The sequence below is a fragment of the Paenibacillus sp. genome (assembly GCF_031177825.1).
Taxonomy (GTDB): domain Bacteria; phylum Bacillota; class Bacilli; order Paenibacillales; family YIM-B00363; genus Paenibacillus_AE.
The window spans coordinates 15,488-32,611 of record NZ_JAPSKE010000021.1 but is presented as its reverse complement, the minus strand read 5'-3'; the positions used below and the strand labels follow the sequence as shown (position 1 = coordinate 32,611).

General features: G+C 58.7%; 10 protein-coding genes. All 10 read right to left on the bottom strand.

What is annotated here, in order from left to right:
• Positions 1–99: 99 nt before the first annotated feature.
• The gene (locus tag RIN49_RS20570; protein ID WP_309122030.1) at positions 100–1,080 is read right to left on the bottom strand and encodes an aldo/keto reductase; all 981 of its coding nucleotides are present in this window, start codon (positions 1,078–1,080) and stop codon (positions 100–102) included.
• Positions 1,081–1,184: 104 nt separating this feature from the next.
• Positions 1,185–2,231 (bottom strand): alpha/beta hydrolase family protein, encoded by a 1,047-nt coding sequence (locus RIN49_RS20565; RefSeq protein ID WP_309122029.1) that lies wholly within the window; start codon positions 2,229–2,231, stop codon positions 1,185–1,187.
• A 94-nt stretch (positions 2,232–2,325) separates the two neighbouring features.
• Positions 2,326–8,139 (bottom strand): OmpL47-type beta-barrel domain-containing protein, encoded by a 5,814-nt coding sequence (locus RIN49_RS20560; RefSeq protein WP_309122028.1) that lies wholly within the window; start codon positions 8,137–8,139, stop codon positions 2,326–2,328.
• Between the two features lie 16 nt (positions 8,140–8,155).
• Positions 8,156–9,430 carry a Gfo/Idh/MocA family protein gene (locus tag RIN49_RS20555; RefSeq protein WP_309122027.1) on the bottom strand — a complete coding sequence of 425 codons (1,275 nt, stop codon included), beginning with the start codon at positions 9,428–9,430 and terminating at the stop codon, positions 8,156–8,158.
• 38 nt (positions 9,431–9,468) lie between these two features.
• Positions 9,469–10,335: a carbohydrate ABC transporter permease gene (locus RIN49_RS20550; RefSeq protein ID WP_309122026.1), complete on the bottom strand. Its 867-nt coding sequence runs from the start codon at positions 10,333–10,335 to the stop codon at positions 9,469–9,471.
• Positions 10,329–11,240: an ABC transporter permease gene (locus tag RIN49_RS20545; protein ID WP_309122025.1), complete on the bottom strand. Its 912-nt coding sequence runs from the start codon at positions 11,238–11,240 to the stop codon at positions 10,329–10,331. The genes RIN49_RS20550 and RIN49_RS20545 overlap by 7 nt, the downstream gene beginning before the upstream one ends.
• Positions 11,241–11,317: 77 nt before the next feature.
• Positions 11,318–12,853, bottom strand: coding sequence for an extracellular solute-binding protein (locus tag RIN49_RS20540; RefSeq protein WP_309122024.1), 1,536 nt, complete (start codon positions 12,851–12,853; stop codon positions 11,318–11,320).
• 197 nt (positions 12,854–13,050) lie between these two features.
• Positions 13,051–15,294: a helix-turn-helix domain-containing protein gene (locus RIN49_RS20535; protein WP_309122023.1), complete on the bottom strand. Its 2,244-nt coding sequence runs from the start codon at positions 15,292–15,294 to the stop codon at positions 13,051–13,053.
• 213 nt (positions 15,295–15,507) lie between these two features.
• The gene (locus RIN49_RS20530; protein ID WP_309122022.1) at positions 15,508–16,494 is read right to left on the bottom strand and encodes a hypothetical protein; all 987 of its coding nucleotides are present in this window, start codon (positions 16,492–16,494) and stop codon (positions 15,508–15,510) included.
• Positions 16,484–17,059, bottom strand: coding sequence for a sigma-70 family RNA polymerase sigma factor (locus tag RIN49_RS20525; protein WP_309122021.1), 576 nt, complete (start codon positions 17,057–17,059; stop codon positions 16,484–16,486). Before RIN49_RS20525 ends, RIN49_RS20530 begins: the two co-directional genes overlap by 11 nt.
• Between the last annotated feature and the right edge of the window lie 65 nt (positions 17,060–17,124).

The following is a 17,124-nucleotide window of genomic DNA, read 5'->3' as shown; positions in this document are numbered from 1 at the left end:
TTTCCCGTTCGTTAAGCGAATGCCGCCTGGGTCATACGGAAAAGAAGGAGAATTTTCTGCATAATATTGCGCTTGCGCACGGATTCGAAGCGGATTGCTTTACCAAGCGTACGCATTCGGCGCCGAGCCGCCCGGACCCGGGAAAATTTCGTCGATCTTCGCAAGCGCTTCGGGGCTGAGCTCCAGTTCGACCGCGCGCAACGACTTCTCGAACTGTTCGACCGTGCGGCAGCCGATGATCGGCGCCGTGACCGCGGGGTTCGCGAGCAGCCACGCCAGGGAGACGACGTCCTCGCCTTCGCCGATGTCTCGGCAGAGCGAAGCGTACGCCTCCAGTTGCGGACGAAGCCGCTCCGCCCGCTCCTTCTGGCTGCCGGTCCGCGCCCCGGCAGCCGCGGACAGCGCCGTTCCGCCGAGCATGCCGCCGTCGAGCGGACTCCATGGGATGACGCCGATGCCCAACGCCTGCGCCGCGGGAAGCACCTCGAGCTCCGGCAGCCGCGTCAGCAGATTATATTTATGCTGCTCGGAGACCAGCCCTAGGAAGTTCCGCGACTTGGCTTCGTATTGCGCGACGGCCAGGTCCCAACCGGCGAAGTTGCTGGAGCCGACGTAGCCGATCTTCCCCTGCTGCACGGCGACCTCGAAGCCGCCCCACAGCTCGGCCCAGCCGACGTTGCGATCGATGTGGTGCATCTGATACAGCTCGATATGGTCGGTCCGCAATCTGTGCAGCGAGCCTTCCAAGTGACGGCGCAGCTTGTAAGCCGATAAGCCGGCTTCCCCGTTCGGACCGTCGTATTTATCGCTCATGTCGCCGTAAAACTTCGTCGCGAGGACGGTCCTCTCGCGGCGGCCGCCGCCCTGCGCGAACCATTTGCCGATGATTTCTTCCGTTCGGCCGGCGTTTTCTCCCCATCCGTAGATGTTCGCCGTATCGAAGAAGTTGATGCCCGCGTCCAAAGCCGCATCCATGATGCGGAACGCGTCCTGTTCCTCCGTGGACACCCCGAAATTCATCGTGCCCAAACATAAGCGGCTGACCTTCAGCCCGGATTTCCCGAGATACGTATACTTCATGTTCGCATGCGCCTCCGTCGAGGTGGATTGACCTTGCCGTAAGCCCGTTGATTTACAATCCCATTATAGAGCATCACTACGGCAAGGCCAACGCGCGGCATTCCCTACTCCTTAACGCCCGGTTTCCCCTTCACCCATCGATCCAAGAACGCATACGCCAGCCCGCGGATTTCCTCCGGGAAGTCGTGCGCGCCCGCCCCGACGTACGAACGGAATCGATGCTCGTGTCCGAGCCAACGATAAAGCTTGGAGAGCTCGAACATCCCTTCCGCGACCGACTTCCAATGCGGGAAGATCGCATCCGCCTGCCCGGCGTAGTTGAAGAACGGCGTAGGCGCGCATAGGGCTGCGATCTCGTGAAAGTCGAACGGGACTCGATCCTCCGCCAAATCCGCCGAAATCTTCGGAATGTGCGTATAAGGGTAGTCGCGATACCCCCAATGGTCCGGATGCGGGTCGCCCGCGAACGGACTGAAGCCGCAGCTGGACACGACGGCCTTCACGCGATCGTCCAAGCCCGCGAGGAAGTAGGCGTTATAGCCGCCGAAGGAATGACCGATCGCGCCGATCGCGTTCGCGTCGACGAAATCCAGGGAACACAAGACGTCCAAGCCTTGCATGTGATCCGTCGCGTTCTTCGCTACCGTACTCCATTCCGGGTGCCGCTCGTAGAACGGGCCGCTATGGAACGCCGGGTGCTCCGGGTATACGCGCTCCCCTGCCGTCAAAGCGTCCGGCACGAGCACGACGTAGCCTAACCGGACGAGCTCCAGCGCGTACATGCGATTTTTCCGTCCCGCGGACGTAGCGATATCGTCCTTCCCCAGCTCATGCGTCGGGTGCAGCGCGAGCATCGCCGGGTAACCGCCCTCGGGACGAGGGAACGTCCGCTCGTCCGGGAGCAGCAGGTACGCGGTCACTTGATCGCCGTACGCGGTATCGTAGACGACCTGAAGCCGCGTATGGTCGGGCTGGAGACACTTGGCCAGGGTATCCATTCGGACGGGCGCCCGGTCGGGCAGCTCGCCGATATACTCCAGCCACGTACGGCGGATGCCCTCCCGCTTGCGCCCCCACTCCTCCTCGGTTTCCACGCCTTGTAGGAGCGGCGGCAGTCCGGTTCGATGCAACTGAGACAATACGTACGCCATAAGACACCTCATCCTTATCGTTGAAAAATAGGAAGGCCCTCTCCGCTCGGGAACGACCTTGCGGAGAAAGCCTCCTTCGCAAATGCGTGATGCGTTATTGGTTATGCGGCACCGTTACGGTCGCGACGGCGGTTGCGACGTTGCCCGCCGCGTCGGTCGCCGTGTACGTAACCGTATAGACGCGGCCCGCACCGTCCCCGTTTCGGTCCGCCATGAGGCGGAACGTGTCGGCACCCGTACGTACGGCTGCCTCGATCGAGCCGTCTTCCGGTTCGTTGCTCTCGATCGAGGTCAGCGTCACCGATTCGACGCCTGACGTCGCGTCGCTCGAAGACAGCGTCGCATGAATATCGACCAGCTTCTTGTTCGGCGGCCAGATCGAATCTCGATCCAACTGCACGGCCAGCGTCGGAGCCGTCGCGTCGATGCGAAGCTCCAGCGGCTTTGCCTCCTCCGCGTTGCCCGCAGCGTCGACGCTGCGGTACTCGAGCAGGTGAACGCCGTCTGCAGAGACCGGAATCGCTCCGGCGTACGCGCTCCACTCGCCGCCGTCGAGGCGATACTCCGTCCGGGCCGCGTCCGTCGCCGCGACCGTCAGGACGACCGAGACCGGACCGACGTACCAGCCCGCCGAACCGACAGGACCTTCAACCGCCGCTTCCGTGACCGGCGCCGCCGTATCGATCGCGACGGTCACGGTTTGCGGAGCTTCGACGTTGCCGGCGACGTCCTCGCTCCAATATGCGATCGAATGGACGCCTTCCCCTGTCAGAAGCACGGAAGTGCCTTCGATAAGCTCCCCGCCGTTCACGCGGTATTGCGTCTTCGCCACCCCCGACAAACGGTCGGTCGCCGTCAAGTTCACCGTGACGTCCGCAGACGCGCTGGCCGGAGCGTCGTTCGTCGTAACCGGCGCCGTCTTATCCAGCATCACCGTGACGGTACGCGGAGCCTCGACATTGCCCGCCGAATCGGCGCTCCAGTACGAAATCGTATGAATCCCTTCCGTCGTCAAGACGACGCTGTTGCCCGTCGCCGGCTCCCCGCCGTCGACCGAATACTTCGTGTACGCCACGTTCGAGCGATCGTCGGTCGCCGTCAGGTTCACGACGAGATCCTGCTTCGATACGCCGCTTTCCGGCGCGTCGTCCGTCGTCGTCGGCGCCGCGACATCCGGCTCCGGCGTCGGGTACAGCGCCAAGTAATCGAACGTATACTTCCCTGTGTACCGCTGCGAGCTGATTCGAACCATCTCGACGCCTTTAAGGAAAGGAGTCACTTCGATGAACGGGATATCCTCGACGCGGTAGACGCCTGTCTCCCGGTCCAGCGTGCCCTTCGGATCCAGTACGCCCGAGTAAGATTTCAATTTATCCAACTGCACGATCAAGTCGTACGTCATCGTATTGAAGTCGGCATCGAAACGAACCGTCATCCATTCGTCGACCGGTTGCGTAAAGCCCGACTCCGTTAGGCGCGGATACTCGACTTTGCCGTTCACTATCTTTTGATAGCCAATGCCGCCGTCCGATAAGCCGACGAGCATAGCGATCGTTCGATTGCCCCCGACCAACTCGATGTTGTAATTGCCTACTTCATGATTGATCTTGGAAAACTTCGTCCGCGTCTCGATCGTTATCTTGCCGCCGATCGGCGCCATCGCTCGATAGAACCTCGGAGTCGTCGCATATGGATCGGCCTCCGTGTGGAAACTGTCGATCACTTGGAGGCCGTTGCCGCCCATCCCCGGGATCGGGACGACCTTCACGGCCGTGCCGTTAGTGCGGGTCGGATATTCCCACCCGTTGCCGTTCGTCGCGTCTCCGACCGTCCATGCGTCGAAGGAGTCGAAGAAGCCGACGCTCGTCAGCGGCGTCGTGACGGTCATCGTCGGTCCCCCGACGGACGTGTTGCCTTGCGGATCTCTCGCTTCGATCCGGAACGAATACGTGCCGCCCGGCTGAAGGCCGGTCGCGTTATAGAAGCTGTCGGAAACCGTCGCGATCGGTACGGTGTCGGAGACGTCGAATCGATAGACGTCGTATTCCTTCACGCCCGAGACGTCGGTCGCGCCGGCCCATGCGATTCTGGCCACATCCTTCAGCAGCAGCTCCGTCCACGTCGAGGCTGCGGACCACGTCGGCGACGTAACGTCGGCGAGCGACACTTCGATGCCCGTCGCGCCCGGAGGTTCGTACGAGAGATTGTCGCTCGTATCCACCGTTCTGACGCGTACGTTGTATTGCTTCCCGGGCACGAGATCCGTAAGCGTCGCCGTGTGCGTACCCGCCGGCACCGCCAACTTGCGTACCCCGTCCACGAAGATTGCGTATTCCTTCACGGCGACGTCGTCCGTCGCGCCGTTCCAAGAGATAACGGCCGCTTGCTCCGTTCTCGAGTCGAGCGCGAGACCCGTCGGCGCCGTCGGACGAATTTCATCGTCCTTCACTTCGACGAGCGCGATCCAGTCCAAGTTCATCGAACCGAGCTGGAGCCACATCGTCATCTCGACCTGACCCGCGGGCAGGAATTGCCCCGTGCGGACGCGCAGGCCTTTCCAATACTCTTCCTTCGTGCCGAAATCGAACGTCTTCGGCGCTTCGAAATAACTGACCTGGTCGCCGAGCTGCAAGTAGCGGACGTTCTGCGTCTGGCCTGCCGGCAAATCCCAGCCGCCGACGTACTTCAGCAGGACGTCGTACGTGCCGGCTCTCGGCACGTTCATTTGCCACTTCACCCATTGGCCGACTTGACTCCAATCGCCCATGCCTTTCCCGCCGGACAAGAACGGTCGGGTCGTGTAGACGCTAGGCGCTTTGTTGCCCCATTGCACGAAGTTTTCGGCTTCCTGCCATTCCATGTTGCGCGTCTCGCGCTCCGCGTTCGGGACATCGTACAACACGGTCGGCTTCGAGCTGTCCGCGCCGATCGTTCGCAGCTTCAGCACGCCCGCGTCGCCCTTCAGAATGACGCGCGCGTTCGCTTCCAGCAACCCGCTTCCGATCTTCCCGTGTCTCTCGAACAAGAAGCCTTCCGGCGCGTCCACCACTTCATAGAAGCCGGATACGTTCGTAAGCTGACCCCACGCGACGCTGACGCCGTCGACATCGCTGTGGGCTTGTAGCGTTACCTGCCCGGGCACGCCGTCGATTTCCGTCGGCAACGTTACCGGAGCAAGCGGTCCGGGGATCGGCGCGTCGTTCAGCTTGAACGCCTTCTGCCCCTTCTCGACTTGAAGCGTCAACACTCCATTCGCGATCTCCGCATGTACGCCGCGAGCGTTCATCGCCGAGGCGACGTCGCCGCCGTTCGGGATGACGGCGCCCGTACCCGCCATTTTCACCTGCGCGACCCCAGGGGCGTCCAACGTAATCGTCGCATCGGCTTGCGCCGTGAGCGACAACTGGTCGTCCCCGTACGCTATCGTCGAAGGCGCGCTGGACGCGATGATCGTCGCGCCGTTGCGCTCGACCTTCGTTCCGTTCACGAGCAGGATCGAATCGCCCTTCACAGCGACCGCCGATCCATCGAATCGAATGCCGTCGCCGGCGTCGACCGTACCGCTGTCCGTCTTGCGAACGTACACCTTCGTACCGTCTGTGAAAGAAAGCGTAACGACCTCGGCCGTTTCGGAAGACGCTACCGCTTGCGGCGCGCTGCCGCGCTTATACGGCTCGAGCGTCGAAATCAGCTTTACGGCGTTCGTCTTCGGCGTAATGAACGCGCCGTGCATTTGCTTCTCGCTGGAGAAGCTGCCGCCCGGCTGCACTTCCGTACCGCTCGCGCTGATGAACTTCGTCTCCAGCGTCGTGCGCAAATGTTGCGACGAAGATCCATAGAATTGAACGTTCATCTCCGCGCTGCCCTTCGCGACCGTCGCGCCGGTGTTGTCCGGACGGAATTCGAGCGAATCGTCGGTATGCAGGTTCCACTCGAACTCGGAGCCGCCCGCCTTCGCCGTCGCCAAGTCGTCGATGACGACGTACATCGAAGGACGAAGATACAGAATATGACGAACTGCTTTCGTCAAATCCGCTTTGTACGCGACCGACGCGTCGCCGGTGACGGCGTCGAAGTCGGGATGCGTCGCGAAGCCGAGAACGGCGCCGTCGGCGTCGATATTTTCGATCGGCTGGCCTCTGCGTCCGTCGAACGTAATCGCGTTCGCCGAGAACGTCTGCTTCACGAAGCCGCGATGATGCGGGCTGTCATAGAAGTCGTAGTATCCGCTCTTGACCGCGAGCGGTTCGCCGAACGCATGAATAATGAAGGAGTTCTGTTCGGCTTGCACGTGGCTGTAGCTGCCGTACGGGCTGGAGCGGAAGTACAGAGACGTCCGGTCCGGATCGTACAATTCCGAATGCAAAGCGACGTAACCCGTCGTCTCGAACCACTTGCTCTTCGGCAGATCCATCGGCGGACGCGAACCGAGGTCGGCGTCGCCATAGAAGTATTCCTGCAGCCCGGTCGTCGGAACGCCGATCGCTTCGGCTTGCCATTTCAGCCTTACGTCCTGATACATCTGCGCGAGGCGGTTAAGCATCGTAACGCTCGGCGCACCCGGCGTGTAATGGGCATCGTTCCCGAAGACGCCGGTCGGGCTGCCGTGCGGGAACATGTAGAGCGGGTACAATCCTTCATTTCTGGAAAACGCTTTATCGTACAGGTTGATGACGCCCGCGCTAAGCAAGATGTCCATCAGCTCTTTGTTGGAGGCGGACGACCATTGCCAGTAGCCGGTCCCCTGCGACCAGGAGCCGTCTTCCCCGCCCCACGGCGGCAAGATGTTGATGTACGCCGGGACCGTTCGCGCGAACCAATCGTCCGCTTCCGGAAGGTCGTGCATCATCGCGACGGAGATGATTGCGATAAAGCCCATCGTCGTCCAGCCGTGCGAGTCGTAAGGGTTATGCTGGATCGCATGTTGAACGAGCACCTTCTCGATCAAGGTCTCCGTCCGCGTCTTGATCATGTTTTGGACGGTTTGCCGTTCGGTCGGCGTAAGCAATTCATAGATCCAGTCGTATACGATCGCGGAACGGTACGCGATCGCACGGTGCACTTGGTCCTGAATCTCGTATTTCGTCGAACCGAAAGGATTCCACGTCGCGATCTTCAACAGGCGCGACTTCGCGTCCGCGCCGTACGCCGCGTTCCCCGTAATCAGGTAGGCGAACGCGCTGTCGACCATCAGACCGAGCGCCGCTTCCGAATAGTTGCGCAGCACCCGCTGCGCCTCTACGAACTGAGCGGAGTTCGTCGGCACCTCATTGTTCATGTACGGGAACGTCGGCTCGTTCGGCGTGTTTTTATTGAGGTTCGCGATGACCGACGCCTCGAGCGTATCGAAGATTTGCTTGGACTTCCCCTCCAGACGCAGCGCGCGGAAAGCCGCAAGGTCTTCCGCGTTCGTCCAGATGCGAGGATGACCTGCTTCTACTTGACCAATCAGCCCCTCAAGATCCGGAACCGGGAACGGCACGGCGTTCTCGTCGATGCGGAACTCGCGGACCGTGCTCCACTCCGACCAGCCGCTCGCGGTCTGGTACCGCACTTGCCAGTACCAGATGCCCGTGTCGAACATGACCGGGAAGTTATGGTAGTTCACGTTCAGCGTCGCATCGAACTCCGGCGCGGCCAACGACGCGTCGCGGCCGACTTGCATCTGGTACTGACTCGCGCCAGCGATGTGGGCCCAGCTGAAATCCGGCGGATTTTGCGTCGTGACGAGCCCGTCCGCCGGACGGAACGGCATGTTTAATCCCCGAAGCTTATCTGCCGGCCAACCCGAGTCCGCCGCTTGCGCAGTCGGAGTTTGCGTTACAGGACTAAAGCTTAACGAACCGAACAGTACGAAAAATAGCAACGACCAAATCGCTTGCCTCTTCAACCTTACGTTCTTCGTCAATTCCTCTTCATCCTCTCTAAGATGAAAATACGCCTTCCACAGCTTCTTTCATGTAGTCCCGGATCAGAATCGATCGATGCGCAAGCCTGGATTGCTCCGCGGCGAACGCCATGACATGGCTTTGCACGGAGACGGCGGCCGACGACAAGCTTTCGCTCTTCCCGCCGCTGCGTACGAGCTCCGAGAAATCTTTCATGATCCCGCGATCTCCGCCTCCATGGCCGTGCGCGGACATCGCAAGCTGTATCGTCTCGACCCGGCCGGTCTTGAAATCCGAAATTTCGATGACGCCCTTACCCATGTGCGCGCGGATCTGCCCCTTGGTTCCCATCAGCTTGACGGTGCGCCCGCCGTCGGTTGTGAACGCCGTCATCGTGAACGTCGCCGTAATGCGGTTCTCGAATTCCATCGCGACGACCTGATGATCCACGACGTCGTTGTCGCAATGATAGACGCACCGGCCGTACGGACCGGTTCGAAGCGCTTCCATGATGCCCTCGACGGAAGGATCGTTCGTGAGCGCGAGACCGAGCCCCTTCGCGTCCTCGACGCCGAAGTAAATGTCCGGCGCATAGTACGCGCACTCGTCGCGAGCGGGGCAGCCGTCCAAGCAGCGCAGCGGCGCGCCTTCGGGAGCGTTCTCCTTCGTGAAGTGCCGAAGCCCCCCGTACGAGGTGAGCTTGGCGCAATCCGCGCCGGCGAGCCAGACGAGAATATCCATATCGTGGCAGCTCTTGGCCATGATCATCGGGTTGGATTCCCCGGCCCTGCTCCAGTTGCCTCGAACGAAGCTATGCGCTTGATGCCAATAGCCGACGTTCTCGATCATGTCGATCGTAACGAGGTCGCCGATGCGCCCCTCCTCGATGACCCGCTTGAGCGTCGAAAAGAACGGCGTATACCGTAAGACGTGGCACACGCTAAAGACTCGATCGACCTGTTTCGCCGCTTCGGCGAGCGAGACGCATTCCGTCAGATCGTTCGACATCGGCTTCTCGAGCAACACATGATAGCCTTGCTCCAACGCGCGAATCGCAGGCTCGTAATGCATCCGATCCTGCGTGCAGATAAGGATGGCGTCCGCCATCCGAGGCTGGGAGAGCAGCGTCTCCCAGTCGTCGAAACGGCGGTCCTCCGAGATGCCGTGCATCTCCGCGAACGTCCGTCTTCTCGTCTCGTCCGGTTCGGCGACCGCGACGATGTTCATCTCATTCGGAAAATCCAGGGCGTATTGAGCATAAGCTCTGCCTCTGCCCCCTGCGCCGAGGACGACTGCGGTGACTTGTTTCATAGTGCATTCTCCTTATTCGTCTTCATGGTTGGCCGGCATTAGCCCTTCACGGAGCCGATCAATGCGCCTTGTTCGAAATGCTTTTGGATGAACGGGTATATGATCAGGAGCGGCAAGCAGCCGAACAGAATGACCGCATATTTGAGCGAATCCAACATGACCCGCTTCCCGCCTACGGTCGACGCCTCGAGCACATCCCCCGCCTGGCCGACGACGACCAAATTGCGGATGACAAGCTGCAACGGGAACATCGTGCTGTCCCGTAGCAGCAAGAGCGCGCCGGTAAAGTCGTTCCAAATCGCCACGGTGTAGAACAGCCCGATCGTCAACAACACCGGTTTGGACAGCGGAACGACGATACGCGTCAGAATCGTCAAATCCGACAAGCCGTCGACGCGACCCGATTCCTCGATCTCCTTCGGCAAGTTCTGGAAGAACGTCCGCATGATGATGAGCCACACCGTATTGATTGCGTTCGGCAGTACCACGGCCCAAATCGTGTCCAAGAGCCCGTACGACCTCGCGACGAGGAAAAACGGAATCATGCCGCCGTTGAAGATCATCGTGAAGACGATCATGAGCATGATCGGGGTGCGGAACACTAGATTTTTCCTCGAAAGCGAATAGGCGGCTGTTATTGTAAGCGACATCGAAATCGTGAGGGCGAGCACCGCGTATATCAGCGTGTTCCGATATCCGACCCACAATCGAGGATCCTGAAGCACCGCGTTGAGGGCGTCTACTTGAAAGCCCTTCGGGAAGAAGGTGATCTCGTTACGAACGACGTATTCCGATGCGCTCACCGCGACCGAAGCCATGTGAAAGAACGGAAACAGACAAGCGATCGCCACGAAAGCGAGCAGCAGAAAGTTGACGACATCGAATATTCCAATCTTTCTTACCATAAGCTCGTGTCCCCCAATCTCCTGCAGATTCGATTCGTGGTATACACCAACAAGAGCGAGAAGACCGCCATCGAGACGTCGACCGCGGAGGCTTGACTGAAGCTGCCCCCCAGAATGCCGAGCCGGTATACATAGGTCGATACGATATCGGCCGTATCCATATTCGCCGGGTTGCCGAGCAGGAACGCCTTAACGAAGTCGATCTCGAGAACGCTGCCGATCGACATGATAAACATGATCACGATGGCCGGCATGATTCCTGGCAGCGTCACGTGAAGCGTCTGTTTCCAACGCCCCGCGCCGTCCATCCTCGCAGCCTCATACAGCTGCGGGTCGATGGCCGCCATCGCGGCTAGGAAAATAATCGTCCCGTACCCCGCCCCTACCCAAATATCGGAGGTGATAAAGATCGTGCGGAACCATTCGGCTTTCTGTAAAAAGTAGATCGGCTCGTACCCGAACGATTTGAGCGCTTTGTTCACAAATCCCGTGCTCGGCGACAGCAGCATGATCAGCAGGCTGGACACGACGACCGTAGACAGGAAGTACGGCAAATAACTGACGCTCTGAACGAATCGCCGATATTTCTTCCAGCGCATCTCATGGAACAAGATCGCGAGGATAATCGGCGCCGGAAATGTAAAGATGAGCTTATACAAGCCTAAGATAAGGTTGTTCCGAACGACGTTCCAAGAATTCGGGTTCGTGAAGAACGCTTCGAAATGCTTGAAGCCGACCCATGGACTCCCAAAAAAACCCTTGAACAGATTGAAGTCCATGAAGGACACCGCGATCCCGAACATCGGAGCGTATCTGAACATGATGTAGTGTATTAAAGCGGGTACGAGCAACAGCAGGTACACCCGGTCTCGCTTGACCCGGTCCAGGACGGATAATCGTCTCATGGCTCCACTCCTCCTGAAAGCGGCGCAAGGCCGGACGCTCCACAGAACGCCGGCCCTGCGGCTTGCCTATTACGAATTTACTTCGTATTCGCGACTTGACGATCGAGCGCGGTCTGGTACGTCGCCTTGATTTCGTTCAGACCGTGCTTGCTGAGATCCGCGACGAACGCTTCCCACTCGCTCATCGGACGCTCGCCGTAGATGAATTTCGCGACTTCGCCCGTCCAGTACTTCCAGATCTGATCGTTCAGCGGAGCCATGGCAGCGGCTTCGTCCGGCGTCAGCGCGGCGCGCGAGTAGGCGATCGGGTGGCGATACTTCGGCGCTTCGACATATGCCTCTTGCTCGCTTTCCTTCACGAGCGACAGCCATGCGTCGAAGTCGAACCAGCCGTACGTCGCGGCCGTCTGGATGCCGGAGATGATACGGAGGTCGTTAGGCTCCTTGTAGTTGTCGTTGAACTTGCGCTTGCCGTCCACGACCGTATACGTCTCGCCTTCTTTGCCCCAGCTTTGAATGTCTTTGCCCTTCTCGGAGAACACATAGTCCAGGTAACGGAACGCTGCGTCCATGTTCTTGGACGTGGAAGCCACCGCCATACCGTAGCTTTCCGTACCGCCGCGCGGCAAGTACGGCTTGTCGCCTACGCCGATTGGAGGCGGCATGAACTTCAGATGCTGGCCTTCCGGCAGCTGGTTGTTCATGATTTCGATCTGACCGATGAATTGGACCGTGATGAACGCCTGATTGTTAGACATAAATTGCGTCCATGCCTTGTAGTCCATCGTTAACCAGTCCGGCGGGATGAGCTCTTCGGCCAAGAATTTGTTGAGCGTCTCTACCAACGTCTTGGCGTTCGGATCCTCGAGGCCGAACTTAACCTTCGTCGGATCCGCCGGGTCCGGATGAATTTCCGGATAGAAGTTGAAGGATGGTCCGAACGTGTCCAGCGTGCCGATGCCGTGGCGGAACATGAACGGATAGCTGTCTGGATAAAGTTCCTTCAGCTGCTTCGAAACCGTGTACAATTCGTCCCACGTCTTCGGCACTTGTAGGTTATGCTTCGCGAAAATATCGTCGCGGTAGAACCATACCATCTGGCTGCCTTCGCCCGCGCCGTCGTTTAGGATGCTGTAGATTTCGCCGGTCGGCGTGACGACGCGTTCTTTCACGCCCGGGTTGGCGTCCAGGAACGCCTTCACGTTCGGCATCTTATCCATATGCTGCGACAAATCGACGAACGCGCCTTGCGGACCGTACTTCGAAACGTCGCTCGGGAATACCGACAAGATGTCCGGCATGTCGCCCGAGGAGATGGCGAGCGCCAGCGATTCCGGACCGGTCATCAATTCTTGTTTTACAGTTATATTCGTTTCTTCTTTAACCCACTTCCACACGCCCCAGTCTTCCTTCGGAGGCCAAGCCGTACTGTTTTCCGTCAGGATGCGGATCGTCGCCTCTTCGGGCAACGCCGGCTGTTCCGGCTGCTCGCTCTGCGCGGCCGGTTCCGTCGGCTCGGTTTCCTTGGGAGCCGCTCCGCCTCCGCTGCAGGCGCTTGCCAACAGGGCTAGCAGGAGGATCGACGACGAAAATGTCAACTTCCCTTTGTTCACTTCTGATCCCGTCCTTTTTTGTCCGTATTTTCGCGCTGGGCTCCTCGTCCCTCTCGCTTGCTCCCATCGTAGACGCCAAGCGCTTCGCGGGTAAATAAGCCGTTGTTGCCGTCGGTTGCACTTTTTTCGGATAGTTGAAAAAAAGCTCACTTTTCCCCAAAAAAGATAAAACGACGACAGGCCCAGGGTTTTCCTGGTTATCCTGACGTCGTCTCGCCGTCCGGGCGGTCGTGGTCGCCCTTGCGATAATCGCTGGGTCTAAGCCCCGTATATTTCTTAAACATTCGATTGAAGGACGTGATGTTGCGGTAGCCTACGGCTTCGGCCACTTCCTGCACCTTCATTCGCGTCTCCAAGAGCAGCTCGGCCGCCTTCCGGATCCGGGTCTCGTTCACATACTCCACGATATTGGTGCCGGTCTTCTCTTTGAAGTAAGTGGACAGGTAACCGCTGCTTAGATTCAGCTTTTCGGCCAACGCGTCCAGGTAAATCTCCTCCGCCATATGGTTCTGTACGTAATCGATAACGAACGAGGTCACCGCATCCTTCGGTTCCGTCTTCTTCTCCTGCACCGCATCGGCGGTTCGGGTTACCCATTCCAGGAGTTGACGCTCCAGCTCCGCCACGGTGACGCAGCGCGATATTTTGTCCGCGCCGTTGGCCAAGATCTCGTCCAGCCTCGGGAGGCCGATCCTCTCCAAGGCCGCGAGCCGAATTCGTTCCTCCACGCGTTCGGCGAACCGATGCCACGCCGCGGCCGTCGCCGCCGGGGAACGCCATTCCGTGAAGAAGTTCCGTACGATATTCGATGCGGCGTCCGCGTTCCCTTCTCGGACATTCGCCCGGAATTGTACATCCTGCTCCTGCGTGAACGCGAGTTCGACGGGACCGTTCGGCGCTGAGCTCACGATTTGCGTCTCGTCGACGAGCAGCCGCTCCCCGATCCGCTCCCTCACTTCCCGGTACGCCGCGTTCATCTGATCGGAGCTGTCGTACACCGAGGTGACCGCGATCGTAATCGTGCCGCTGTCCCGGTCCTGATCGAACACTGCCTTCATGTCGCGCAGAAGCGTATGCAGCTCGTCTCCGTCTTCGATGAATACCATGCTCAGGATTTGGTTGTATTCGGTCTGGAACGTGAGCGCGTCCGGGAACGATCGGTTCAACTTGTCCTCGATGAACACCTTCATATAATATAGCCAACTCTGGAACGTGCCTTGCGGCCAAACTTTATTCCCCTTCTCGACGACATGAAACAAGATGAAGACGAACGGTTTCCCGCAAAATTCCAGCCTCGCCCGATCGTTCTCGTGATCGCGGATATCTTTCAAGTGATTCAAGAACGCCCATTGCTTCATCAGCCGGTTCTTATCCCGAAGCTGACTGCTGAGAATATCGAACTCCTGGATGTTCGAACGATACGGTTCCCCGTCTCCGGTTCCCCGGATCGAATCGATGAGCTTGCGGAACGGGTTGTTGATGCGCGCCGCGAGGTAGAACGACATGACGATGCTGAGCGCGACCACCGCCGCGACGACCGCGATCATCGTGAAGTTCAATTTCGTCTGCGACGCCATCTCCGCCACCGGCAGCCGGTGCAAGTACGTCATTCCGCTGGCAGCGTCCTTCAAGTAGAAGTGGTATTTATCGTCCCTTATGAACGCGGAAGGCCCGGATTCCGTTAGCGATTCCAATGAAGGGTAGTCCATTTCGGGCGCGCGATTGTAAATCGCCTGACCTTGCGCGTCGTAAATGACGAGATCTTCGTTCGTCGCTTGATGGAACGCTTTGTACATTTTCCCGGCGTCTAGAAAAACCACCATGTAGAAATCATGGTTGTCCGCGCGTTTGAAGACCATCGGGATGTAATTCCCGAGCGTTTCCTTCCGTCCTTCAAAGATGTTCGAATAGAACGTATCTGCGGGAAACATTCGATGCGTGTAAGTTTCGTTGAATTGTTGTTCCCAGAACTCCAGCGGATACCGTTCGCTCGACATGAACGCCTTGAACATCGTATCGTTCGACGAGCTCGTCCCCTTCTCGACCGCGAACCGGCCGAGCTCGCTATTCTGAGAATAAAACACGATATTGTTAATGTAGAGTTGCGGGTTGCCCACCCACGTCAAAATATCCGAGATGACCTTGGGAAAAAACGTATAACGGGGATCGCTTTGCAGCCGTTGGACATTATCGCTGAAGTAGAAAAAATACATCTGCTTCGTAATGATTTCGAAGTGGCTTTCGTAGTTTTCCATCGTATTCCGCAGCATCAGCGTATTGTATCTCACGATCTCATGTCGAACGTTGCTCTTCGACACGGAAAGCGCATACGAGGTCAAACAGACGAGCAGCAGGATGATGCAAAGAAATCCCGCGACCAATCGCAGGAACAGCGAGTTGGATCTCATTCGAATTTGACCTAGGTGGCGGAGCTTCAGCACGGGTCATCCTCACTTTCTGTCAACAGCAGGTTCTGTGCGCGGGACGCGGTCGAGGCTCGATTATTCCCATGTTACTAAAGAACTCCGATACTGACAATAACCCTCTCCGCTTCGTGCGTCCGATGCGCCGAGCCTTCCCGGAACGAACAAGCCATCCGTAAAGCGCGCAGCGAAAGACCGGCCGCCTCCTCGCCCGGTCTTCAAGGTATACAACTATGGAATCAGTTCCTCGATCAAGGATGCGAGATCGCCGGCGGTCCATCGTTCGGAAGCGGCGGCGAGTTGGTACACCACCGGCTTCTCCTCTTCTCCGCCGACCCAAGTGACACTCTGAACCGTACCCGTCGGAGATAACATATGATACGAACTTGTGTATTGAATCTCGGTCCCGTTCGACGCCGTTGCCGCATGCTCCTTGGCATTCGTCGCGAGCGATAGCTCCGATCCCGCAGGAAGCAGTTGGGCGGTCAAAAATAATTGTTCGCCGGCTTCATTCCGGTATTCCGTCGTCAGGAACGATGCGACGAGCGGATCCGCCTCCACCGCCTTCCACAAAATGCGGTCGCCCGTCTTCTCGCCAAGCTTCTTCAACTCCTTTAATGCCTGCGCCCCTTCTGGTCCTAGCAGCCCTCCGAAGGGAACACCCATGAACCCCGAAGCGAACGAAAATCCGCCGGATAACCGTTCCGGGATGGGAAGCGAAACGGAAGCTTTCTCCGCGATCCCGCTCCACTCCGTCCAATTCCGTACCTGCTCCTGGCGGCTCACGCCGACGCCTGGAACATCCCTAAGCATCGGATGACGTTCCTCCGCGAAAGCGGCGAAATAGACGACGGCGCTCCCCCCGACCGGCAGCTTCGCCTTCACCCGCTCCACCTCGCGACGCACCTCGTCGGCGCCGATCCGCGTAAGCTGCAGACTCGTATCGGAATAAACCTGCAGTCGGACTTCATGCCCGTTCAACTGGTATAAGCGCTGCATTCCGTAGCCGAATCCGCTTAGAACGATCAAGATACAAGCGGCGATCATCGCCGCTTTCCAATACGTTCGGCGCCCCGGCTCCCGTGAGTTGCGGGCCTGTCTCTTCCGCTCGAGGACCGGGATCGCCGAACGATACACCTTCGCGTCCAAAGCGGGAGCGGCGCGCACCTGCAGTGCTTCTTGCCGAAGCTCGGCTTGCAATCGACGATCAATAGACATGCGCTTTCGACTCCTTCTCCTCCGTTTTCGTTTCCGTCCAAACCTTCAGTTTTTTCAACGCTTGGTCATGTCTCGACTTGACGGTGCCGATCGGTAAGGCAAGCGTCTCCGCGATTTCCGGAAAGCTCATCTCGTGGTAATAACGCAACACCACCACCGCACGCAGCTTGCCGGACAATTTTCTCACGCCGTCCGTCAGCTCCAGACGCCTTTCTTTACGGAGCCAGATTTCCTCGGGGATCTTGGCGTCGGGCGTCGATAGATACCTCTTTTCTTTCTCCGCGGTTCGGAAATACCGCCATACCTTCCGATTCCAATTCGCCGTCTGTCTCGCCGTAAGGCCGTACAACCATTGGCGGAACGGCAGCTTCTCGTTATACGAACCGATCGAGCGGATCAGCTCCACATATACCTCGCTCACGATATCGGACACATCGCTCGGCCGATTCGCCAAGAACGCTGCGGTCCGAGTCACCTCGTCCTTCGTCGCCTCGTAGATATGCCGGAACGCTTGCTCGTCTCCCTCCTTCAGATGCTGGATATGATTCTCAATCTCTTCCTTCATAGGGGCCGGCCTCCTATTCGTCTTTCACTATGTATTGGTCCGATTCGGCCGAAAGGTTCGATGCC

What these genes read in the sequence shown, in the direction of transcription:
- RIN49_RS20570 (WP_309122030.1), bottom strand. Translation starts at nt 1,080, where the DNA reads ATGAAGTATACGTATCTCGGGAAATCCGGGCTGAAGGTCAGCCGCTTA.
- RIN49_RS20565 (WP_309122029.1), bottom strand. Translation starts at nt 2,231, where the DNA reads ATGGCGTACGTATTGTCTCAGTTGCATCGAACCGGACTGCCGCCGCTC.
- RIN49_RS20555 (WP_309122027.1), bottom strand. Translation starts at nt 9,430, where the DNA reads ATGAAACAAGTCACCGCAGTCGTCCTCGGCGCAGGGGGCAGAGGCAGA.
- RIN49_RS20550 (WP_309122026.1), bottom strand. Translation starts at nt 10,335, where the DNA reads ATGGTAAGAAAGATTGGAATATTCGATGTCGTCAACTTTCTGCTGCTC.
- RIN49_RS20545 (WP_309122025.1), bottom strand. Translation starts at nt 11,240, where the DNA reads ATGAGACGATTATCCGTCCTGGACCGGGTCAAGCGAGACCGGGTGTAC.
- RIN49_RS20530 (WP_309122022.1), bottom strand. Translation starts at nt 16,494, where the DNA reads ATGTCTATTGATCGTCGATTGCAAGCCGAGCTTCGGCAAGAAGCACTG.
- RIN49_RS20525 (WP_309122021.1), bottom strand. Translation starts at nt 17,059, where the DNA reads ATGAAGGAAGAGATTGAGAATCATATCCAGCATCTGAAGGAGGGAGAC.